Annotated in this window: 19 protein-coding genes and 2 riboswitches; of the genes, 4 read left to right on the top strand and 15 right to left on the bottom strand. The window is 55.0% G+C overall.

The features are described from left to right. Positions 1–227: hypothetical protein (locus tag POTG_RS17735; protein ID WP_036646086.1), on the top strand; the 227-nt coding region annotated here is incomplete at its 5' end. 524 nt (positions 228–751) lie between these two features. Here the strand turns inward: POTG_RS17735 and POTG_RS17730 are convergent. From POTG_RS17730 to POTG_RS24970, 3 genes are read right to left on the bottom strand one after another with little or no spacing between them, the layout of a single operon-like run. Next, complete coding sequence (locus POTG_RS17730; RefSeq protein WP_009226229.1) at positions 752–1,138, bottom strand: hypothetical protein; 387 nt, start codon at positions 1,136–1,138, stop codon at positions 752–754. A gap of 13 nt (positions 1,139–1,151) precedes the next feature. Continuing rightward, positions 1,152–1,391: a hypothetical protein gene (locus POTG_RS17725; RefSeq protein WP_036646084.1), complete on the bottom strand. Its 240-nt coding sequence runs from the start codon at positions 1,389–1,391 to the stop codon at positions 1,152–1,154. 26 nt (positions 1,392–1,417) lie between these two features. Continuing rightward, complete coding sequence (locus POTG_RS24970; protein ID WP_009226227.1) at positions 1,418–2,443, bottom strand: AraC family transcriptional regulator; 1,026 nt, start codon at positions 2,441–2,443, stop codon at positions 1,418–1,420. 156 nt (positions 2,444–2,599) lie between these two features. Between POTG_RS24970 and POTG_RS17715 the strand changes: the two genes are divergently transcribed. Continuing rightward, the gene (locus POTG_RS17715) at positions 2,600–4,735 is read left to right on the top strand and encodes a glycoside hydrolase family 52 protein (RefSeq protein ID WP_009226226.1); all 2,136 of its coding nucleotides are present in this window, start codon (positions 2,600–2,602) and stop codon (positions 4,733–4,735) included. Positions 4,736–5,008: 273 nt separating this feature from the next. Here the strand turns inward: POTG_RS17715 and POTG_RS23320 are convergent, their stop codons facing one another. From POTG_RS23320 to POTG_RS17675, 9 genes are all read right to left on the bottom strand, one after another. Then, positions 5,009–5,170 carry a diguanylate cyclase gene (locus tag POTG_RS23320; RefSeq protein ID WP_009226225.1) on the bottom strand — a complete coding sequence of 54 codons (162 nt, stop codon included), beginning with the start codon at positions 5,168–5,170 and terminating at the stop codon, positions 5,009–5,011. Between the two features lie 225 nt (positions 5,171–5,395). Continuing rightward, positions 5,396–6,412, bottom strand: a complete 1,017-nt coding sequence (locus tag POTG_RS17710) for a DMT family transporter (protein WP_009226224.1) — start codon at positions 6,410–6,412, stop codon at positions 5,396–5,398. A 134-nt stretch (positions 6,413–6,546) separates the two neighbouring features. Beyond that, positions 6,547–6,703, bottom strand: a riboswitch (FMN riboswitch). A 106-nt stretch (positions 6,704–6,809) separates the two neighbouring features. Further along, positions 6,810–8,096 (bottom strand): LysM peptidoglycan-binding domain-containing protein, encoded by a 1,287-nt coding sequence (locus tag POTG_RS17705; RefSeq protein WP_009226223.1) that lies wholly within the window; start codon positions 8,094–8,096, stop codon positions 6,810–6,812. Between the two features lie 112 nt (positions 8,097–8,208). Continuing rightward, positions 8,209–9,078, bottom strand: coding sequence for a MetQ/NlpA family ABC transporter substrate-binding protein (locus POTG_RS17700; protein WP_036646083.1), 870 nt, complete (start codon positions 9,076–9,078; stop codon positions 8,209–8,211). 17 nt (positions 9,079–9,095) lie between these two features. Continuing rightward, entirely contained in the window at positions 9,096–9,764 is a 669-nt protein-coding gene (locus POTG_RS17695; RefSeq protein ID WP_036646124.1) for a methionine ABC transporter permease, read from the bottom strand. 17 nt (positions 9,765–9,781) lie between these two features. Next, the gene (locus POTG_RS17690) at positions 9,782–10,546 is read right to left on the bottom strand and encodes a methionine ABC transporter ATP-binding protein (protein WP_157273503.1); all 765 of its coding nucleotides are present in this window, start codon (positions 10,544–10,546) and stop codon (positions 9,782–9,784) included. Positions 10,547–10,713: 167 nt separating this feature from the next. Further along, positions 10,714–11,043, bottom strand: coding sequence for a DNA polymerase beta superfamily protein (locus tag POTG_RS17685; RefSeq protein WP_009226219.1), 330 nt, complete (start codon positions 11,041–11,043; stop codon positions 10,714–10,716). A 69-nt stretch (positions 11,044–11,112) separates the two neighbouring features. Then, on the bottom strand, positions 11,113–11,877 hold the full coding sequence (locus POTG_RS17680; RefSeq protein ID WP_036646080.1) for an SDR family NAD(P)-dependent oxidoreductase: 765 nt from the start codon (positions 11,875–11,877) through the stop codon (positions 11,113–11,115). An 87-nt stretch (positions 11,878–11,964) separates the two neighbouring features. Further along, complete coding sequence (locus POTG_RS17675; protein WP_009226217.1) at positions 11,965–12,303, bottom strand: ArsR/SmtB family transcription factor; 339 nt, start codon at positions 12,301–12,303, stop codon at positions 11,965–11,967. A gap of 132 nt (positions 12,304–12,435) precedes the next feature. Here POTG_RS17675 and POTG_RS24965 point away from each other — a divergent pair, with 132 nt between their 5' ends. After that, the gene (locus tag POTG_RS24965) at positions 12,436–12,633 is read left to right on the top strand and encodes an MFS transporter (RefSeq protein WP_232282344.1); all 198 of its coding nucleotides are present in this window, start codon (positions 12,436–12,438) and stop codon (positions 12,631–12,633) included. A gap of 155 nt (positions 12,634–12,788) precedes the next feature. On the opposite strand, the gene sdaAA is transcribed toward POTG_RS24965, so the two are convergent. Together sdaAA and sdaAB are read right to left on the bottom strand one after the other, a co-directional pair. Continuing rightward, positions 12,789–13,670 carry an L-serine ammonia-lyase, iron-sulfur-dependent, subunit alpha gene (sdaAA, locus tag POTG_RS17670; protein WP_009226215.1) on the bottom strand — a complete coding sequence of 294 codons (882 nt, stop codon included), beginning with the start codon at positions 13,668–13,670 and terminating at the stop codon, positions 12,789–12,791. A gap of 17 nt (positions 13,671–13,687) precedes the next feature. Then, a complete protein-coding gene (gene sdaAB / locus POTG_RS17665; protein WP_009226214.1) occupies positions 13,688–14,359 on the bottom strand; it encodes an L-serine ammonia-lyase, iron-sulfur-dependent subunit beta in 672 nt (223 codons plus the stop codon). 163 nt (positions 14,360–14,522) lie between these two features. Beyond that, positions 14,523–14,649: riboswitch (glycine riboswitch) on the bottom strand. 496 nt (positions 14,650–15,145) lie between these two features. Between sdaAB and POTG_RS17660 the strand changes: the two genes are divergently transcribed. After that, entirely contained in the window at positions 15,146–20,578 is a 5,433-nt protein-coding gene (locus POTG_RS17660) for a S8 family serine peptidase (RefSeq protein WP_009226213.1), read from the top strand. Between the two features lie 135 nt (positions 20,579–20,713). Here POTG_RS17660 and POTG_RS17655 read toward each other — a convergent pair whose 3' ends face one another. Next, complete coding sequence (locus POTG_RS17655; RefSeq protein WP_157273497.1) at positions 20,714–20,923, bottom strand: hypothetical protein; 210 nt, start codon at positions 20,921–20,923, stop codon at positions 20,714–20,716. Between the last annotated feature and the right edge of the window lie 194 nt (positions 20,924–21,117).

The following is a 21,117-nucleotide window of genomic DNA, read 5'->3' as shown; positions in this document are numbered from 1 at the left end:
TTGTGAGAGAAGCGAGGGACTCTATCAGACGCACGTATGTTGCCTTGGGGATAACGCATTTGCAGGCGTATTTGAATGAGTACACCGTCCGCCGTTACCTGCGCATGACCTTCTCCGAGGAAGAAATGCGCCAGGACCTGCTGCAAATGTGCCTGTCCATTCCAGCGATCCCTTACCGCCAGTTAATCGCACGTGGTCAGAAGCCCTTCCTTGCAGCAGCGGCGTAAACCTGCTAATCGAGGTACTAAGAGGTTATTAATAGCAATGATAGAGGTGCTGATTGGAATGCCAAACAACAGGAAATAGGAGCCTCCTACCTTGACTTTCGAGCACAGCTGATCGACCCATTTACAGCTATACCGAATTCAGCTATACCGAATTTTTTTCGCAATCTATCTCTACTCAGTGAGTTGTCGCTCATATGTTCCTTCATATGTTCCTATCCATCGGTTTTCTCACAGCATCTTTTTACTACTGTACTTGACTTGACTACTTCCTTCTCATTCTCCACCAGCTGATTCAACGGGATAATCGTCAAAAAAAGGGCCGCAGAGAGATTCTGTTCCCCCTATCGCATATATCCGTACTTATCGGTTTTCTTGCAGCATCTTACTTCGACTTTGCATATCATATTTCTTTTTCTTTCTTCATTGCCTGATGCAACGGGATAATCGTTGAAAAGAGCGCGGCTAGACTATGTTCCCCTCCCCTAACGAAAACCGTCCGACACACATCGGACGGCTATAGGCAGCTACTGTATTCGGTTCGCAGCCGAAGAAAGGACAAACTGCATAATCGGCGTAACGTCGGGCAAGCTGTGTGGGTGATGGCCGCCGCCTGGCTTGAGGATGGTCGTCACCGTGCCGCCATGTGCCCGGTAGGTGCGCTCAAGCACCGCCCCGTTCTCCTCAAACGGCACGTCGAGATCGGCGTCGCCGGATACGAGCAGCACCGGCTTCGGGGCGAGCCCGTATTTCGCGGTCAGCCAGGCGCGAAATGCTTCCATCTGCCCGGCGGCGTACGGGCAGCCGTAGAGGTGGCTCAGCCGGCAGTAGGCTAGGTGCCAGCCTTGCTCGAGCAGGGCCAGGTCGGCGTCCGCGAAGGCGCCGAAGTATAGGTCGGTGCGCGCGAACCCCATCCATTCGCGCGCCTCAGCGCTCTCCGCGCCGCCCTACATCACGGCGGCGCGCTCGATCGCCGGCAGCAGTGCCTCGGCCAGCTGCAGCGCCTCCGCCAGCGGCGGCCAGCCGGTGTTCCGGCAGATGCTTCAGGAAAAAAGCCTCCAAATTACGGATATACGTCCCATTCTCCGTGATGCTGTCGCCAAAAAAGGCGATCCGCTTGCGGAGCGGCAACGCGAGTAAGTCAGCGCTTTCAATTTCCATGGTCAAAGCAGCCAACCCCTTTCTATATAAAGTTAAATATGAAACCGGCTCCGGAATTTGCCGGGCGATTCGCCGGTCCAGCGTTTGAACTGCCGGCTGAAATGGGCAATATCCTTGTAGCCAAGTCGTATCGAGACGGCTTCGACCGATAGCTCCGGCTCCATCAGCAACAGCTTGGCCTTCTTTAGCTTCAGCGCCGATAAATACTGGCGCGGCGACATCCCGTACACGCTGCGGAAGATCCGATTGCAGGAGGACGCGCTGTACCCAAGTCCAGCGGTAACCGCCGCGACGGTCTCACGCGACCGGTCCCCGTCCAGAACGTCGACGGATCGACGACCGTGGGAGCCGTTACCACGGGAGACGCTACTGCCGCAACTCCTACCGCCGGTGATGCTGCCATGGGAACCATCCCCGCCGGCGCCATTGCTGCCGGAGCTTGCGTTCCCCAACGTTGACGCGCTCCAGGCCGTCTCCGGCTCCTCGACGCTGCGCTCCAGCGCGGCGGCGATCTCCGCCGCGATCCGGTTCATCCGGCTGCTCGGCGCGCCGGACTCCTGCTCTGCCAGCCCTTCGCTCAGGCCGGCAAACAGCTCGAACACCGCAGCCATCGCCCGCATCTTGTCCGCCAGCTTCGCACCTGACCCGTCCGAGGTAAGCGCGATCAGCTTGTCCAAGCTCGGCCGAATGACTTGGGCCAGCGGCCCGTCTGCGGTGTGAAGCGGTGTCTCGCCTCGGCACAACAGCTCGCGAAGCACGGGCTCGTCGACGTTAAAATGCAAGCAATAATACGTCATTGGCTCCGTCCCCAGCGCCCGGCTTTCATGCACGTCTTCAGGGCGAAGCAGCAGGAAATCGCCGGGCTGCTGCACATAACGTTTGCCGCCGACGATCATCTCCTGGCTGCCTGCCAGCAGCAAGTTCACCTCAAACAGCGGGTGGCTGTGGCGCGGATACGACCACTCCGGCGTTACCGTACGCAAATGCGCGGCAAAGAGCTTAAACGTCGAATCCATATTTGGCAGCATATACTCGGTAACCTGATGCTCTCTAGCCACCCTTATCCCTCCGCTTTTCTATGATCGCTTTCCCCCGCCTCGCCACCGTGAACGTTTTGGATAAATCGATTGGCGGTTTGGACATGGGCGTTCCTCCAAAGCCTTGTTATAATCAAACTAGCATAACCGCTGTGAATTGAACAGGAGGTAATTAACTTGGGTAAAAATATATTTTTTAACGCGCATCACTCCCCGATGGGAGCGTTCGCCAGCTTTACGCTAGGTTATCCCGGCCAAAGCGGCGGCTTCGACCTTGAGCTGGGCAGCCCGCCAAAACAGAACATCTACATTGGACTGCAGGATGATGGGCAAGAGCGTTACCGGGCTTTACCGTTCTTCGGCGAAGGTCTGGACGAGCGGGATCGTTATACGACCGAGGAGAGCGGTTCAGGCTCCAGCCAGCAGCATTCCGTTCAGCAAAAAGAAAGCGATCTCATCACCCCGTACAACCGGAGCGAAATCGACCGCCGGTTTGGTGCGGCGATTGACGAATGGCAAGCCGGCGATTTGACGTTCCGCCTGATCTCTCCGTTTGAAGGCGTGCCTGACCCCGAGACGGCAACGGAAGAGCAGCTGCGTTTCGCGCTGATGCCGGCCGTGCTTGCAGAGATCACGGTGGACAACACCCGGGGAACGTCGACGCGCAAAGCCTTCTTTGGTCTGCAAAACAATGACCCTGTCAGCGCCATCCGCCGCTTGGAGGACGTGACGGGCGGACGTATTTGCGGCATTGGCCAAGGCCGCCATACCGCTATTGCGGCGAGCGATCCGCGGATTACCAGCGCCGGATTTTTTAAGATGGAATCGATTCTTAAGCCAAAGGTTCCGGAAAACCTCCGGTTTGGCCTTGGGCCGGTGGGCGCGCTGCTTATGGATACACCGGCTGGCGAGAAAGCCACCTACCGCTTTGCGCTTTGCTTCTACCGTGCCGGTTACGTCACGACCGGGATGGATGCGTCCTACTACTATACGCGGTATTTCGCGAACATCGAAGAAGTGGCTGAATATGCGTTAGCACAATTCGACCGCAAGCTGGAGGTCGCCCGCCAAGCGGACGCGCTCGTTAACGACGCCAAGTTAAGCGAGGACCAGAAGTTTATGCTCGCGCATGCCATCCGCAGCTATTACGGTTCCACTGAGCTGCTGGAGCATGACGGCAAACCGCTCTGGATCGTCAATGAAGGCGAATACCGGATGATGAATACGTTTGATTTGCTGGTTGACCAGTTGTTTTACGAGCTAAAAATGAATCCATGGACGGTCAAAAACGAACTCGACCTTTACACCAGCCGCTACAGCTATCGGGATACGGTGCGGATTCCCGGGGATCCGACCGAATATCCTGGCGGCATCAGCTTCACGCATGACATGGGCGTGGCTAACTCGTTCTCCCGTCCCGGCTATTCGTCTTATGAGCTGCATGCGATCGATGACTGCTTCTCTCACATGACTCATGAGCAGCTCGTCAACTGGGTGCTAAGCGCCACCGTTTACGTGCATCAAACGAACGACCGCGAATGGTTGGACCGCAACCTGCCGATCCTAGAGCAATGTCTGGAAAGCATGGTGAACCGCGACCATCCTGACCCGTCCCAGCGTACCGGCATCATGGGCCTCGACAGCTCCCGAACGATGGGCGGAGCGGAGATTACCACCTATGACAGCCTGGATGTCTCGCTGGGGCAAGCGCGGAACAACATCTATTTGGCCGGCAAGAGCTGGGCGGCGTACGTCGCAATGGAGAAGCTGCTTCGCGACAACAGCCGCGAAACGGCGGCTGCGCTGGCCGGACAACAAGCCGAGCTGTGCGCAGGCACGATTACCTCGCACCTGTTGCCAGGCGGTTACATTCCGGCCGTCATTCAAGAGAACAATGACTCCAAGATCATTCCTGCGATCGAGGGGCTCATCTTCCCGCTTTACACCGGCTGCGAGGAAGCGCTGGATCCAAACGGTCGGTTCGGCGCATATATCGCAGCGCTCTCCACGCATCTGAACACGGTGCTGCAGCCGGGGATCTGCCTGTTCGAGGACGGTGGCTGGAAGCTGTCCTCGACGAGCAACAACTCCTGGCTCAGCAAAATTTATCTCTGCCAGTTCATCGCCCGCCGGATCCTCGGCCTCCCTTGGGACGAACGAGGGCAAGCAGCCGATGCGGCGCATGTGGCCTGGTTGACTTCCGAGAAGAACGCCTACTGGAGCTGGAGCGACCAGATGATGGCCGGCGTGATCTGCGGCAGCCGGTATTATCCGCGCGGTGTAACAGCGATTTTGTGGCTGGACGAGAAATAAACCCGCCTGCAACATAAGAAAAACGTCTGTCGACGTAAATTCAAAGTAGACAGACCGCGTTTAGCGGAAGTTTTTCTTGCGATATCAGGATGCCAGTGCCCCGAAGTTTATACTTTCTGATATCTTAAGAAAAACGTCTGTCGACGTAAATTCAAAGTAGACAGACCGCGTTTAGCGGAAGTTTTTCTTGCGATATCAGGATGCCAGTGCCCCGAAGTTTATACTTTCTGAAATCTTCAAAAGCCGGGCCCTAATGGGCCCGGCCTTTCGCTGTTATGCGCCAAACAAATCCCCCTCCCGCAGTCGAGGATGGACCTTCCCGGCGAATTCCCGCAGCAGCTCGTTTCCGATATGATGGCCAAAGGAGTCGTTAATCGTCTTACAGTGGTCGACATCGATCAAAATAAACGAGGCGGGAATCCCCCCTTCCAGCATTGCCGCAATGTCTCCCGCGTATGGTGCATGAAGGCCCGCCGATTCTTTGGAAATCCAACATGAAACTTCCCACCGTCTCCCGACAAATGATCTTCATCCTTTTTTGATACTTTTTATTATCACATAACAAATTTCACCAAAGAGGGGTGTGGAGAATGAAAAAAAAGCGAGGATTTCCATCCTGTGGGACAGGAGGAAATCCCGCTTTTTCATCGACTTGCTGGATTATTGGTTGGTATCTCCCTGACGGGAGATCAGGAATAACGTGCCCCAAATCAGCACGAATCCACATGCCTGGGCTACTGTAATCAACTGCTGGAACGCAATCCAGTTGATCAGAACGCCAACCATTGGGAAGCTCAGCTCCGCCAGGGTGGCGACCGACGCTTTGGTTGTTGTCAACCCTTTATAATAGACGAGCAGGCTTAGCAGCCCCGGCAACAACGCTTGTCCAAGCATATTGAGGGAAAATGCGGCGATTTGCAAGGTGCCGGTCGGCAGGCTCCAGGCGGCCCCTTCATTCCAAGTGATAGCCAGCAGCAGCGGCAGTGCCAAAATAAACCGCAACGATGTCACCGTCTCATATTTCATCGTCCCTACCATCAACCGGCCCATCACCGTGGATCCGCCCCACAATGCGGCAGCGCCTAGCGACAACAGGCTGCCGATCTGCACAAAATCGCTCCAATGCCCAATCGGCATCGTAAACCCGAAGGTCAGCAAATACGTTCCAAGCAACGCGATAAGCAGATATCCGAAAAAGTGGCGCGGCAGCTTCTCTTTAAGCAGCAATCCGGCCAGCAGGATGGCAAACAGCGGCTGCATTTTTTGCAGCAGCAGGACTGCATTCAGGTCACCGCTTGACAAGGCCAACGTAAACAGAATCGTGGCGATGGCCGAACCGCCCCACGAAATAAATAGCAGCGCGCCCCCTTGACGCCAACCAAGCCCTTTAAGCTCGGTGCGGTTTTTCCATAAGACCGGTATGGCAAAAAGCGCGATAATCAGATGCTCAATCAATACGATTTGCGCCGAGGTCAGCGACTTCAGCAGGATCACCCGAAACAACGGGTCTACGCCCCACAATGCTGCACCCAACACGACAAGCCAGAAACCGCTGCGCGATTTGCGTGCTTGAGCCGTTCTGGGCGAGTGCTGAATCTGACCGGATGCGCCCGTAAGTGCCCCTGCATTCAATCCAGCAGAAATTTGGATACCACTGCTTACTTTGACTTTCTCCATGGTGTCTGTCCCCTTCTTGAATAGAGGGTCTACGTAGAAAACCCCCGCATCGACCTTCCTAAAGGCTTTGCGGGGGCTGACCAAATAAGCTTGGCAGGCGACCATGGCAGGTCCCTGATTCAAACTTCAGCTTCATTGATCTCCTCCCATCCGGACTTTACCGTCGGCCTTGGATTCTCACCAAGTCAGTCGCTTCGGGCCGTGAAGGCCATCTGCGAGTCGCGGGCTGCGGTTCCCTCTTGCCGAAACCTCACCGCCGGTCGGGAATTTCACCCTACCCCGAAGATCTCTATTCATTTAATTTTGGATTACTTAAGTTGTTTCTATCATAACGCAGGCTGTCAAGCGACTCTGTTGCAAAAATCACAAAGCCTGATCATGTCCCAACAATTCATCTTTATCCCCGCTTGACCACCTCGAAATTGTCTTCGAGCAGCAGCCAATTTTGCGGAAAACTTAAACCCAGCTTCCAATAACTCATTCCGCGCAGCCCCAGCTCCTTGATCAGGTTAAACTTGGCTTGGATCGAGCGGGCGTCCTCGAACCAGACTTCATGTTCCCTTCCTTCCGCATCCCAATAATGGAAGAACGGTGCCTGATCCCGCTCGCTGTATTGAATGGCGACTCCATGCCGCGCGGCAATTTGGATCGCCTGCTGCGGACTAATCGCCCGTGCGGTGCTTCCCGGCACAAATGGCAACGTCCAGTCGTACCCATATAAGTTTTGCCCCATCATGATTTTGGAGCCTGGCATTTCCGTCAGCGCATATTCAAGAACCCGGCGGACTGGACCAATAGGCGACACCGCCTGGGCCGGTCCACCGCTGTAGCCCCATTCATAGGTCATGATCACGACAAAATCGGCAATTTCACCGTGGGCCCGGTAATCATGTCCTTCATACCATTTGCCTTGCTGACCGGCACTGGTCTTGGGCGCCAAAGCCGTCGACATCAGCCAGCCCTGCTCCGCGAACCGCGCTTTGGCTTTACGCAAAAAAGCGTTGTATGCCTCCCGGTCTTCGGGCCGCAAATACTCGAAATCAAAGTGGATGTCGCGAAATCCGTATTTGTTTGCTGTCGTGACGATGTTGTCCAAAAAACGATCTTGAATCGGGATATCGTTGAGTAAGATCCGGCCAAGCTCGTCGCTGAACTGATCATTCTCCTGATTCGTGATCACCATCATCAGCACGACCCGGTTCGCCCGGGCAATTTCCGGAAATTGATTTAGCGGAGGCTCTCGAAGCGATCCGTCCCGTTGCGCTAAGAAGCTAAACGGAGCCAGGTATGTCAGGTGCTGCGCTGCTTCCCGCGCACTTTCCTCCAGCGCCGGAGAAACCGTTCCGCCGCGCGGTTCTACATAAGCGTTAAATTCAGCGCTTCTTCGCGGCCGCGGCGGAATGTACAGCCGAAACCCGATCGAAAGGGGGCGCTCTACGCTAATGGCGTTAACGCGGGCTAACTCTTGATAACTTAATCCAAATCGCTGGGCGATCGACCATAAGCTGTCCCCAGGCCGAACCCAATAATAGCTGCCGACAATCGGGATGACCAAGGTTTGTCCAACCACGAGCTGTTCCGGATTCGGCAATTCATTGGCTTCAACGATATCCTCATAAGGTACGCCATAGGCTTGTGCGATACTATACGTCGTTTGGCCTGGCTGGACGATATGAACCTGCATCGACTCCCCTCCTCCATATGGATCATATGCTAACATCATCCTATGAAGAGGGAAGTTTGACCTATTCCGATCAGCAAGGCGCCGTGTCGAGATTTCGTGTCAGGACACTGAATTAGAACGCCGGAATCGCAATCTCGTCGTAATTGTCCTCGAGAAACTTCTTGACCTCCGGACTGGAAATCGCCTTTGCCAGCTTCTGAATCGGCTCGGAATCACGGTTGTCCTCACGAGCCACCAAAGTGATTGCAAATGCCGATTCGACGGTTTCCGTCAGCAAGGCATCCTTCTTCGGCGTAAGTCCCAGCGGGCTGGCATAAGCCGGGGTCATCAGCACCAAATCGGCATCGTCCAGCATCCGGGCCAGCATGAGCAGGTCAACTTCCTCGAATTTATAATTATGCTTGTTCTCTACGATATCCGCAAGAGTCCCGTTAATCCCTACGCCTTCCTTCAGCTTGATCACGCCGGCTTTGTCCAGCATGTCAAGGGAGCGTCCTCCGTTAGACGCGTCGTTTGCGATCACGATCGTTGCTCCGTCCGGGAGCTCTTCCATGGATTTATAACGTTTGGAGTAAGCGCCGTATACCGCATGATACACCGGCTGAACCGGAACGAGGTTGGCGTTTTTGTTTTTATTGTACTCCTCCATCCAAGGGACGTGCTGGAAGAAGTTCGCATCCACTTCCTTGTTCGCCAGCGCATCATTTGGCTGCACATTGTCGGACAAGATCACAACTTCCAGGTTGATGCCCTCTTCCTTCAGCTGCGGTTTGATCAGCTCCAGGATGTCCGTCATCGGCGGAATCAACGAAGCCACCTTCAGTGTAGTTTCCGTGGTTCCGTTCTCTGTCGTCTCCGTATCCGCCGCTGCCGGTGCTCCCACACCTGTCCCGTTATTTGAGGTGTTGCTGTTATTACCGCAAGCGCTCAGCACCAACATCAGCAGTACGAGCGACATGATCCATTTTCCTGTTTTCAGCATGATTTCTCCCTCCATTGTTAGCGTTTATCCAACCATCGGGACAACGCATTTCCTATAAATTGAATTCCTTGCACCAAAATTACCATCAGCACAATCACCACAGCCATCAGCTCGGTTTCGAACCGCTGATAACCGTAACGGATGGCAAAATCGCCAACCCCTCCGCCGCCGACCACACCCATGACCGTCGAAAAGGAAATGAAGCTGATCGTCGAGGAAGTTAACCCCAACACCAGGCCGGGACGGGCTTCTACATACAAAAATTTCGTGATGATCTGCAGCTTGGACGCCCCCATGGACCGTGCCGATTCAATTACGCCGCGCGGCACCTCCAGCAGCGATTGCTCGACAAACCGCGCATAAATAGCGATTGCCACAACGGCCAGCGGAATCGAGGCGGCCAGCGTCCCGATCGCCGTGCCCACGATCAGGCGGGTGAGCGGAATCATAAACACCACCAACAGCAGGAACGGAAAAGAGCGAACGACGTTCACGATCCCGTTTAGCAGGCCGTACCTCAGGGAGTGCTCATATAGCTGGCCTTTACCGGTCAGATACAAGGCTGTACCTAGGGGCAAGCCAATCAGTAAGGCCGCCAGCAGCGCGATCCCAACCATCACGAAGGTCTCGCCGATCGCTTCGCCAATTTGACTGCGATACTGGACGAAACCATCCCACATCATCATGAGAAAATCCAACGCCCTTACACCTCCATCCCGCCAAGCAACTGCTCCCGATACGAAGCGTGGTAACCAGCCATTGCGGCGGTGCCCACTTCCGCATCGTTCCGCTGGAGCGTAAACGCATCGGTGATCCGGCCCTCTTCCATCACCGAAACCCCTTGGCAAATGCTGCGCACCACGTCCATTTCATGCGTGACGATCACGATCGTCATCCCTAATGTCCGGTGGATATGCAGCAGCACCTCGAGAATCTCTGCCGTGGTTTTCGGGTCCAGCGAGGAGGTCGGCTCATCGCACAGCAGGATGCTTGGCCGGCTCGCCAGCGCCCGTGCAATCGCCACCCGCTGCTTCTGCCCCCCGCTGAGGGAAGCCGGATATTGGCCGGCCTTGTCCTCCAGGCCGACGAAACGCAAACATTCCCGCACGCGTTCGGCGCGCTCCTTCTTGGGCAAGCGGGCGAGCTCCAGCGGTACCGACACGTTCCCACTGACCGTCCGGTTATTCAGCAGGTGGAACTGCTGAAAGATCATGCCGATCGAGCGCCGTACCTCGCGCCGCGCAGTTTCAGGGAGCTCAGTGAGCTCCTGGCCCAGAACCGTCACTTTCCCTTGATCCGGCAGCTCCAGAGCGTTCATCATTCGCAGCAGCGTTGATTTTCCTGCCCCACTGGGCCCGATAATGCCGTGGATGGTGCCTTCCGGGATCTGCAGGGAGACATTGCGCAACGCTTCAAATCGCCCGTTTCGCAAGCTGTACGTCTTGCTGACATGCTCCAACGTGATGATAAGCGTCCCTCCTCTCACTCCGGCGACTGTATTACTTATTTGATCATTCTGTTACATTATGCTTTCTTCCGTTGATTATAGACCATTTATGCATCTGTGTCACTAATTTTTGAAGTTTATTATAAAAGAGAAAAAAGAAAGAACCGCCAAGACTCCCTTAGCGGTTCTTACCCTAATCTCATGTTCCACACTTCCTGCAGGACAGAAATGAACACTTCATCCAACATGACTGACAAAGCCGGGGCCGTATTTGGGCTTTGGGATTCCCAGGTCGATGCGAGTTGCTCAAATTTTTCTATCCGGTCGGACAAATAGCTGTCTACTCGCAGAAGACACGGCTCAGGCTCCGGATGGGCTCCGCTCCGCTTACGCGCCAGCAGCAGGCCGATCTCCTCCTGAAGCCCGCTGTCTAAGTCCGGCAATGCAGCTTCAACCAGCAGCTCTATCCCCAAAGGCGGCGGTGTACCGCGGCGCTCGATCCAAGCGCAAGCCAGCACAGGCCGAGTACCGATAGGTATGCCTTCGGGGTGGCTTGCTTGCCCGAGAGCTTGGTCGTCGTCATGGGCCTAGATGGCCGGCATGACATTTCCACCGGTCACCGGGAGGTACGCCCCCGTGATAAAACCGGCTAACTCGGAAGCCAGGAACGCAACCGCATTGGCAATATCCTGATCTTCCCCCCGCCGCTTCAGCGGAACTCCAGCGATATAAGCGGCATCATTCCGATCCGCAAGCTCGCGGTCGCGATCGCTGATCGTCCAGCCCGGGGCGACCTGATTAACGGTAATCCCGTACTCCCCAACCTCCTTGGCCAGGACGCGGTAAACGCCGTCCATGCCTCTTTTTCCTGCCGTATACGCCGACTGGTTGGGGAAATTCTGCATGGCGCACTCGGTATTAATTCCGATGAAGCGACCTTTTCTTTTGCCCATCATCGCCGGAATAAACGCCTTGGCCAGAAACACGCTCTGCAGAACGCAGGATTCAAATTGGCTCACATAATCCTCTGCCGGCTGCTCCAGAACCGAGGTCCAGTTATACTGCACCACGGCATTGGCGACGACGATATCCGGATCGCCAAGCTCGGCCGCTACCTTCGCTTTCATCGCTTGGATATCCGCTTCCTTCGTGATATCGCCTCGCACGATCATCGCTTCTCTGCCGGCTTCGGTAATCTCCTGCAGCAATTCCTGGGCTTTGGCTTCATTATTCACGTAGTGAATCGCCACTTTCGCTCCGCAAGCGGACAACGTCCGGGTGATTACCCGGCCTAACTGCCCAGTCGCTCCGGTAATCAGCGCAATTTGTCCTGAGAGATCCAGATTTAACATAAGGTAAGCTCCCCTTTGGCTTCGATTTCTCACTCAAGTCTCTACCTAATCGGATATTCGTATTATTTTAACGATCAGCTTATCATCTTACTTCGATTTGACGTTTAGCTCTTTATGTTCTGTTTTCTCATAAGCCTCCAAGATCGAGGTCAGCAAACCTGGGAAGCGGGACTCCAAATCCACTTCCCGCAACGAAATAAACCGCTGCGTGCCTTGGATCCGGGTCGATATGACGCCGGCTTCCCGCAGCGTCCGGATATGGTGCGACAACGTCGATTTGGCGATGGGAACCTCGAAATAATTGCAAGGCTGTTCGCCGCAGCGGCGCATTTCCGCCACAACGCTAAGCCGAATCGGGTCACTTAAAGCGTACAACACGGAAGACAATTGGATTTCATCCCGTTCGGGGTGATATAGAACCTTCATAAGGAAAACTCCTTTATATCTAAATTTCGTGATGAATTCATTCTCCCCTATTTATATCATAAGGTAAGGCATGATATATTTCAATCATTCGGTAATTTTCGAACAACACTGGGCCTCGCCGCCGTCGCCGGGTTGTTTAGCCCGAGCTTCTGGATTCTGCTCGCCGTTCGCGTCGTGCAAGCATCCGGTGCCGGAGCGGTCGTTTCGTTGTCGATGGTTACGTTATCCCGTTACGTTCCGATCCAGCGGCGCGGCAAAGCGATGGCCTTGATCATGTCGGCCGTATCGCTGGCAGCTTTGCCACCTTGTTTTTGCTGCCGCAAATTTTAGTGCATCGCTTCGGATTAACCGCCAGCCATGCCGGACTGGTCATCTTCCCGGGCTCGATCCTCGCGATGGTCGCTTCCCGCAAAGTGGGTTCGGTCATCGACCGTCAAAATCCATACCCTACCTCTGAAAAAAGAAAACCTTTGGAGCAACTCCTTCTACTTCTTCCGGCTTCGCAGCTCCTTCATGATTTTGCGGCCGGTAGGCGTTTGTGCCAGCCCGCCCTGCGCGGTTTCGCGATGGCGGCTGGGCATCGCCGAGCCCACCTCCAGCATCACGTCGATGACTTCGTCCGACGGGATCGCACTGCGCACACCGGCCAAGGCCATATCGGCGGCAGCCAGCGCATTCACCGCCCCAAAGCCGTTACGCACGATACAAGGAATTTCGACGAGACCGCCAACGGGATCACAGATCAACCCCAGCGTGTTCTTTAACGCGAGGCCAACGGCGTGCACCGCCTGCTCCGGCGTCCCGCCGCGTAGCTCAACCATTGCACCGGCCGCCATCCCAATCGCCGATCCGATTTCTGCTTGGCAGCCCCCTTCTGCACCGGAAATAAACGAGTTGTTGGCGATCACGTACCCGATGGCCCCCGCGCAAAACAACCCGCGCACAAGATGCTCATCCTCCCAGCCGAAGCGCTCTTGGGCGCTGACGAACACGCCGGGGATGATGCCGCACGAGCCCGCCGTCGGCGTGGCGACGATCCGGCCCATCGAAGCGTTCACCTCGGACACGGCCAGCGCATAAGCCATGGCCTGACATGCGATGTCACCAACCGAGGTCTCACTGCGATTGCGGTAAGCCTCCACCCTTTTGGCATCGCCGCCGGTCAGCCCGCTTGTGGAGACGATATCCTCCGTCAGCCCCTTATGCACCGCCGTTTTCATGATTTGGTAGTATTCGTTCATGGCGGCCAAAATTTCTTCCTCCGATTGCCCGCTCTCTTCCACCTGGTCCTGAATCATAATGCTGGAAATCGTGCGAGATTCCCGCTCACAGAGCTGGGCCAGCTCACGTAAATTTTTAAAACGCATCGTGCTCCCTCCTCGCTTTACTTCGTCAGATCAATATAGGACACTTGGCTGACATGCTCCAACGCACGGATCGCCTCCACTAATTCCGGCGGAATGGACGAATCGGCTTCCACAACAGTCAGTGCCTCAGCGGTCCGCCCTTTCCGATCGGTAATAATGTAGCCGATATTGACGTTCTCCCGGCTGAACAAGGCCGTAATCCCTGCCAGTACCCCTTGCCGGTCTGCGTGGGAGATGACCAGCGTCGGCAGCTCGCCTGAGCATTTCACCTCAAAACCGTCGATGTTGCGAATGACGATCGTCCCTCCGCCAATGGATGCCCCCATGACCTCGATATGACTTCCGTCTTGGCGGGTTAGTTTTATTTTTACCGTATTCGGATGGGCCCCAGGCAGGACTCCGGTGGCAAACACCACCTCAATCCCCTGCTTTTCAGCGTCCTGCATCGACTGGCGGATTCGCTCGTCGTCCGTACGGTAATCCAGAATGCCGCCAACGATGGCCAGATCGGTACCGTGCCCGCTGTACGTTTCGGCAAAGGAGCCGTAGAAACAAATCTCCGCCTTGACCGGCGCGGTTCCGAGCAGCTGACGGGCAAATCGTCCAATCCGTACAGCCCCGGCCGTATGTGAGCTGGAAGGCCCAATCATCGCCGGACCGATAATAGAAAATACGCTTTTAAATCGCATCGCTACATCTTCCCCTCATTTTTTCTATGACGAAAAAGAGACAGAGCAAAAAGGCTGCTGCCTTTCGCTCTGTCCCCGTTACCTGAAAGTTTAATGTTCCCGGTTCAACTTAACATCCGGGTCCATGTACCTCTTGGGTGGCTGTTCGCTCTCTCCAGAGTGGCGTCCGATCATGGTCCTTGTACCTGAGAGATTCGGCTGCCGGCTGCAGGACCGGCCCTTGCTCCTTCGGTGCCGCTAAGCTGGCGTCCCTTTTCGGATCAGCCCGCGGACTCTCCCATCATCCTCATTCGCCGATATGAATTTGTGCTTAATGTAAACCGAAGCTAGCAAGATGTCAAGATATCTTACATAAATTCCGGTGGTTCACGTTGAATTCTAGTTATTTTTTCCTATTTTTATAAGAAAATATGTATATTTTACTCATCCACCCACTTGTATACCTGATTTTACAGATATATACTGTCCGTAACAACCCCAGATTTTACCTTATTTTATGAATTGTTGAAAAATAAGGTGCGCTCCGTGTTAACTTATCTTCACTCTATGACCCCTGCTAAACTAAAACGATTCTCTCCACAGCATTGGCTTCAACTCACATCCACATCCACCATGACTTACTTACACCCGCTTCCACTATTTTACATGAAGGAGGTGATATACCCAAGAGGCACTTGCTTCAATTTTTGTCAGGCGTAATGCGTCCGGACTCAGCTATTCGTTTCTCCGGGCGGCCGTCACAGGATGGATGTTGGGCTTAAAACTTAATCAAAGGGAGTGAAGAAGTTGATAAGTCTCAAGAGATTTCGCAAACCTTTCTCGCTTGGCATGTCGATCCTTCTTGCGTTAACTCTCGTTCCCGTCGCCTCCGCCAGCAGCAGCAGCGTATCGGGACAAAGCAGCCTGAGATCGACCGCGCCCCAAGTGGCCGAAGCCAAGATCGACGCTAAATTGCAGACCCAGTTTAAGCAAGACGACTTCGTCACCTACCTGGTCAAACTCAAGGAGCAGACCGATACAACTTCGGTCGCCAAGCTGGCTCTTCAGAAAGCCCAGCTGGAGAAATCCACTCCTTCCGCCGCGAAGCTGTCCGTACGGACTTCCGTTGTCAGCGCCCTGCGCGAAACGGCCTCCCGCACCCAATATGCGCTGGAGGAATACTTGCGGAAAGCCCAGCAATCCGGAGAGGTGAAAGACTACAAAAGCTACTTTATCGTAAATGCCATGGCGGTGACAAGCTCGAAAGAAGTACTGGAGCAAATCGCCCTTTTCCCCGAAGTGGAGAAAATTCTGCCGAATGAAGAACGACATCTGCAAAAGGTTGAAATCCACAAAGATGCGGCTGCAGAGCCTGCCGCGAAACCGGCCGACGAAATTTCTTCTTCGCTGGGCGGTACAAGTCAAGCTCCCTCCGACGTTACTCCAAGCAGCGTCGAGTGGAACATCGCCCAGGTCAATGCCCCCGAGGTGTGGAATATGGGCATCGACGGCACCGGCATCGTTGTAGCTAACCTCGATACCGGGGTAGATTACAACCACCCGGCTCTACGGAGCAAATGGCGGGCCCTTGATGCTTCGGGCAATATCGTGAATCCCGAACTCAGCTGGTATGATCCGCACAGCCATGCTTCGCTGCCTACCGATAGCCACGGCCACGGCACGCACACCATGGGAACGATGGTTGGTTCGGAGCCGGACGGCTCGAACCAGATCGGCGTCGCGCCTGGGGCGAAATGGATCGCAGTCCGTATCTTTAACCCCTCCACCACGGATGCCATCATTCTGGACGGCGGCCAATGGTTGCTCGCCCCGGTGGATGCCGAAGGGAATCTGCATCCGGAGCTGGCTCCGGACGTGGTGAACAATTCCTGGGGAGGAGGCCCCGGTATTGATGAATGGTTCCGCCCGATCGTACAAGCTTGGAGAAGCGCGCAAATCTTCCCTGAGTTCTCGGCGGGCAACACCGATATCTTCAACCCCGGCGGTCCCGGTTCGGTAGCTGCGCCAGCTAACTATCCTGAAGCGTTTGCCACCGGTGCTACGGACATCAACGGGAATTTGGCGGATTTCTCTTTGCGTGGACCTTCGCCTTACGGTGAAATTAAACCGGAAGTTTCCGCACCTGGGGTCAACATTCGGTCCTCCGTTCCCGGTGGTGCCTATGAAGGCGGCTGGGACGGCACCTCGATGGCAGGCCCGCATACGACAGCCATCGCGGCCTTGCTGCTGCAGGCCAACCATTCCCTCACGGTAGACCAGCTGGAGGAAATCCTGACCAGCACGGCCACACCGCGGACAGACGCCGAGTATGAGACAGTCCCTAATAACGGATATGGATACGGCATTGTAAATGCGTTGAACGCCGTAGGCTCTGTCCTCCAAGGGATCGGCAGCGTCTCAGGTCGCGTGGTGACCGGCGGAGAAGACTTGGACGAACCGGTCCTAGAGCATACGCCGCCTACCTTAATATATGAAGGCTTTGATTTGACATTATCCGCCCGTGTCAGCGACGAGGTGGCGGTCACATCGGTCGATTTTTATGCGAAAGAAGCTGGAACCAGCCATTATTTATATATTCCGGCCAAACGGGTATCCGGAAACGAGAAGGATGGCGTATATGAAGCCATCATCCCCGCTTTCCTGATCGGAACAGCCGGCCTTGAATATTATATCCACGTGAATGATTACGGCAATAACGGATTTGACAGCGAGCACTATTCTGTGACGGTGTCAGCCGGGATCGAGCCCGGATATTTGCAAGATTTCGAGTCGGAACCCATCGGATTCCAGTCTGGCGGAGCCGGCAACACTTGGGCTTGGGGAACGCCAGTCAGCGGACCGGGCAGCGCCTACTCCGGTGAGAAGGTGTACGCCAGCAATCTGACCGGCACCTACGCCCCCAACAGCAATTCGTATCTGCTTATGCCGCCGATCAATTTGACCGATAGTCCGCAAGGGGCATTGCTCTCTTTTAAGCATTGGTATGACCTTGAGGAGGGCTACGATATCGGCACGGTGTATATCGCTTCTTTAGACACCGATTACGCGTTCGTACCGGTAGCGGAATTCACTGGCACAAGCGACGGCTGGAAAACACAATACCTGGACCTGCGCGACTATGCCGGTGAACAAGTTTACCTGCAGTTTGGACTGACCAGCGACGGCTCCGTGCATAAGGCCGGTTGGTACCTGGACGATCTGTCCCTGCAAGTACCTGACGCCACCGCACCTGAAGCACCTGCCGATCTGACCGGCTCCGTGAACTTTGCCGGCAGTGCCGAGTTGTCCTGGTCTCCGTCCGCCGATGAGGACGTGAAATTGTACACGGTGTACCGCTCGACCACTTCGGGCTCCGGCTATGAGGTGATCGGTACAAGCGGCCAAACGGAATTTACCGACACAACAACTGAAACGGATCATACCTATTATTATGCGGTCACCGCTACGGATTACAGTGACAACGAAGGCCCTAAATCCAATGAGCTGGAGCTGACAGTTGTACGTCCGGTGACGGTATTCAGTGATAACTTTGACGGCAGCAGCGATAACGGCTGGACGCACAGCGGCACGCGGGACGAATGGGAACGCGGCACCCCGGTGGAACCCGGTCCGGCTAGCGCTGTCTCCGAGCCAAACGTATGGGGAACCGATCTCGACAGCAACTATGAGAATGGAACAAATGCTTCGCTCATCTCCCCGACGATCGATTTGAGCACCGTCGATAATGCTACCCTTGTGTTTGATCATTGGTTTGAAATTGAAACCAATTATGATAACGGTTATGTGGAAATCAGCTCCGACGGCGGAACGACATGGAACGAGCTGGGCAAATTTTCACATAGCACCAATGGCAAGGTTTGGAGCACCGCTTATTACGATCTCGAAGATTATGTCGGAGAGCAAGTTCAGGTGCGGTTCCGTTTAACGACGGACGGCAGCGTTGTGAAAGCCGGCTGGTACATCGACAACGTTCAGGTGCTTAGCGTAAATACACCGGAAGATCAGGTGACGCAAAACGTGCTTGGCGAAGCCGGAGCAAAAACGGACAAGGCCGTAAAATCCGGGCCGGCCTACAAGCTGACCCGCACAAGCAAGGCCGAATTCGAGCAGCAGGTGAAACAAGCGAAGCCAGCCGGTGACATCGGCATCAGCAGCCTGCCGGCCAGCGCAACCGTGACGGTGGTGGAAACCGGGCGCTCTGTAAAAACCGATCCAGCCACCGGACGCTACAGCTTGAATCATGTTGCTGGGGATTACACGCTGAAAGCGGAAGCCTACGGCTATTATCCGCAAACGGCCAATGTGACCATCGCCGATCAGGTAAACGCCAAGGTCAACTTCACCCTGCAGCCGATTCCGAAAGGTACGCTCACCGGAACGATTACCGATGAACGTACTGGGGAGCCGATTGAAGGCGCAACGGTAATGGTGCATGAAGATGCTATGGTTGCACCGCAAATCACCGGGGCTGATGGCAGCTTCTCATTAGAGCTTCTGGAAGGCACCTATACCTTGTCGGCAAGAGCGGCCGATTATTACGCGAATACGTTAACCGTTACGGTACCGCCGAACGGTACAGCCGACGGCTCGTTGGCGCTCAGGCCGTTTGTGGGCTTGCCGGGCGAAATCGCCTACGATGATGGCACGCCGGAAAATGCTTGGGCCTTCAACGCGGCAAACAACGCCTGGGCGGTACGCATGACGCCGGAAGCCGGCGCGGTGCAAGTCACCGGCGCATCGATTCGATTCTGGAATACCGAATGGCCTGTTCCGGGCGGAACCGAGTTTCAATACGCCGTTTACGACGCATCCGGCCCTGACGGAGCGCCAGGTCGGCAAGTAGCCGGTCCTTTTGACGGTACCGCATTGCGTAATGACCAATGGACCGTGCTCGAGCTGCCGGAACCGGTCACTGTCGAAGGCGACTTCTACATCGTGTACATTCAAACCTTGGCCGGAACAAACGCTCCGGGGCTTGCAGCCGACGAATCCAGCCCGAACGCCCGTCGCAGCTGGAATCGAATCAATGGGGCGTGGAGCTTGGCGGAACAAGCACAAGGCAACTTCATGATTCGTGCCATCGTGCGTTATCCGGTGGACGCGCCGGTCATTACGTCGCCGGAGGACGGCTCTTATACGAATCAATCTACCTTTACCGTGACCGGAACCTCTCCAGCCAACGACGCTGAGGTGAAGGTGTACAACGGCACCGAGCTGGCGGGTGAAACTACGGTTGAAAACGGACAATTCAGTCTGCCGATCGAGCTTCATGACGGAGCCAACGCGTTGTCCGCCGAAGTCATCGTGAACGGAAAAGCAACAGATCGTTCACTGTCAGTCACAATTACACTGGACACCACCGCTCCGGAACTCGAAATAGTTTCACCGGTGGACGGCTTCCGAACCAATTCGGAAGTGCTGAACGTGACGGGTTCTGCGCTTGATGAGTTCATCAACAAGCTGACCGTAAACGGACAAGAAGTTCCGCTGGAAGGCAGCGGCGCGTTCGCGTACCGTATGTTGATTAATGCCGGTGAGAATCTGATCACCGTAACCGCGACGGACCACGCCGGAAACGAAACCACGGTCACTCGGACGGTCTACGTGGATACCGAGCTGCCGGAGATCACTAATCTGACACCGGCAGAGGATGTTCATTTAACAGCAGGTGAAGCGGTGACGGTATCCTTTGACAGCGTTCCAGGGCTGACGGCTTCGTTCCGCATCGAACTGCCGTTATCGTTATCGGGCGGTTCGAGCAACGGAATTTCGATGACGGAAACTGAACCAGGGCACTATGAAGGAACGTACACGACACCTGCCTCGCTTGTCTTGGAAGGCGGCGTGATCGTGGTTACAGTTCGCGATGCGGCTGGAAACAGCGGCGATTTCCAAGCGCCGGGCCGTTTGTTCGTCAGCGCGCCGGGTGAAAATCCGGGCGAGGATCCCGGAAATACGCCAAACGTCCTGCCGGTAGCCGTCATTCATGCCGTGGAGCGTGCGGCCAAGAATAAGCAAATTGACTTTGACGGTTCCGCCTCCTCGGATGCCGACGGCCGCATCGTCCGCTACAGCTGGTCATTCAGCGACGGCGGCACCGAGCTCGGCCCCAAAGTCAAACACCGCTTCTCCGCTGCTGGATCGTACACCGTCACCTTGACGGTGACCGATGACGCCGGCGCGGTGAACAGCGTGGTTCACAAAATCGTGATCCGGTAAGTCTCGGACACGATCCGAAAAAAAGATCGGCCCCAAGTGGTTTATGCCGCTTGGGGCTGATTTTTTACCTCGATCAATTTTTCCCGAAACCCTTCACTTTCCCATATGGTAGACAATGACGTCCCTCCCCGGTTTTTAACGTAAGGTCCATTCTCGCTCGCTGTTGATTTGAATGCGTCCTTCCGAAAGACTCTTCAAAAATCGGCTTCTCACGCTTCGTGCTAACAGCTTGATTTCGGCCTCCAATCGCGCAGGCTTTAAAGATACCGAAGTACGGATGATCTCCTTTTGCTTCCGTCGGCTTGCCGGGCGAATCATTTCCGATAGATCCACCTGCCGCATCATCCATCCCTCCTTGTTCACCGATTCATCTGATAAGTTACCTCTAAAATAGCTTATCGTGCTTCAAAAAAACAACCACATCAGTTTATGAAGCCGAGAAGCTGCGGATCATCTCTTCGAACGCCGGCTTAAATTGGGGAGTATGGCAAGAAAAATTTTCCTTTCAGCGGGAATAGCGGAATTTTTTACCGTTATTG

This window comes from Paenibacillus sp. oral taxon 786 str. D14, from assembly GCF_000159955.1.
Classification (GTDB): domain Bacteria; phylum Bacillota; class Bacilli; order Paenibacillales; family Paenibacillaceae; genus Fontibacillus; species Fontibacillus phoenicis.
The sequence above is the reverse complement of the archived record's forward strand: the minus strand, read 5'-3'. Positions and strand labels throughout refer to the sequence as shown.

What these genes read in the sequence shown, in the direction of transcription:
- POTG_RS17730 (WP_009226229.1), bottom strand. Translation starts at nt 1,138, where the DNA reads ATGGGGTTCGCGCGCACCGACCTATACTTCGGCGCCTTCGCGGACGCC.
- POTG_RS17680 (WP_036646080.1), bottom strand. Translation starts at nt 11,877, where the DNA reads ATGTTAAATCTGGATCTCTCAGGACAAATTGCGCTGATTACCGGAGCG.
- POTG_RS23320 (WP_009226225.1), bottom strand. Translation starts at nt 5,170, where the DNA reads ATGCTGGAAGGGGGGATTCCCGCCTCGTTTATTTTGATCGATGTCGAC.
- POTG_RS17700 (WP_036646083.1), bottom strand. Translation starts at nt 9,078, where the DNA reads ATGCTGAAAACAGGAAAATGGATCATGTCGCTCGTACTGCTGATGTTG.
- POTG_RS17695 (WP_036646124.1), bottom strand. Translation starts at nt 9,764, where the DNA reads ATGATGATGTGGGATGGTTTCGTCCAGTATCGCAGTCAAATTGGCGAA.
- sdaAB (WP_009226214.1), bottom strand. Translation starts at nt 14,359, where the DNA reads ATGCGATTTAAAAGCGTATTTTCTATTATCGGTCCGGCGATGATTGGG.
- POTG_RS17675 (WP_009226217.1), bottom strand. Translation starts at nt 12,303, where the DNA reads ATGAAGGTTCTATATCACCCCGAACGGGATGAAATCCAATTGTCTTCC.
- POTG_RS17705 (WP_009226223.1), bottom strand. Translation starts at nt 8,096, where the DNA reads ATGCAGGTTCATATCGTCCAGCCAGGCCAAACGACGTATAGTATCGCA.
- sdaAA (WP_009226215.1), bottom strand. Translation starts at nt 13,670, where the DNA reads ATGCGTTTTAAAAATTTACGTGAGCTGGCCCAGCTCTGTGAGCGGGAA.
- POTG_RS17655 (WP_157273497.1), bottom strand. Translation starts at nt 20,923, where the DNA reads ATGATGCGGCAGGTGGATCTATCGGAAATGATTCGCCCGGCAAGCCGA.
- POTG_RS17710 (WP_009226224.1), bottom strand. Translation starts at nt 6,412, where the DNA reads ATGGAGAAAGTCAAAGTAAGCAGTGGTATCCAAATTTCTGCTGGATTG.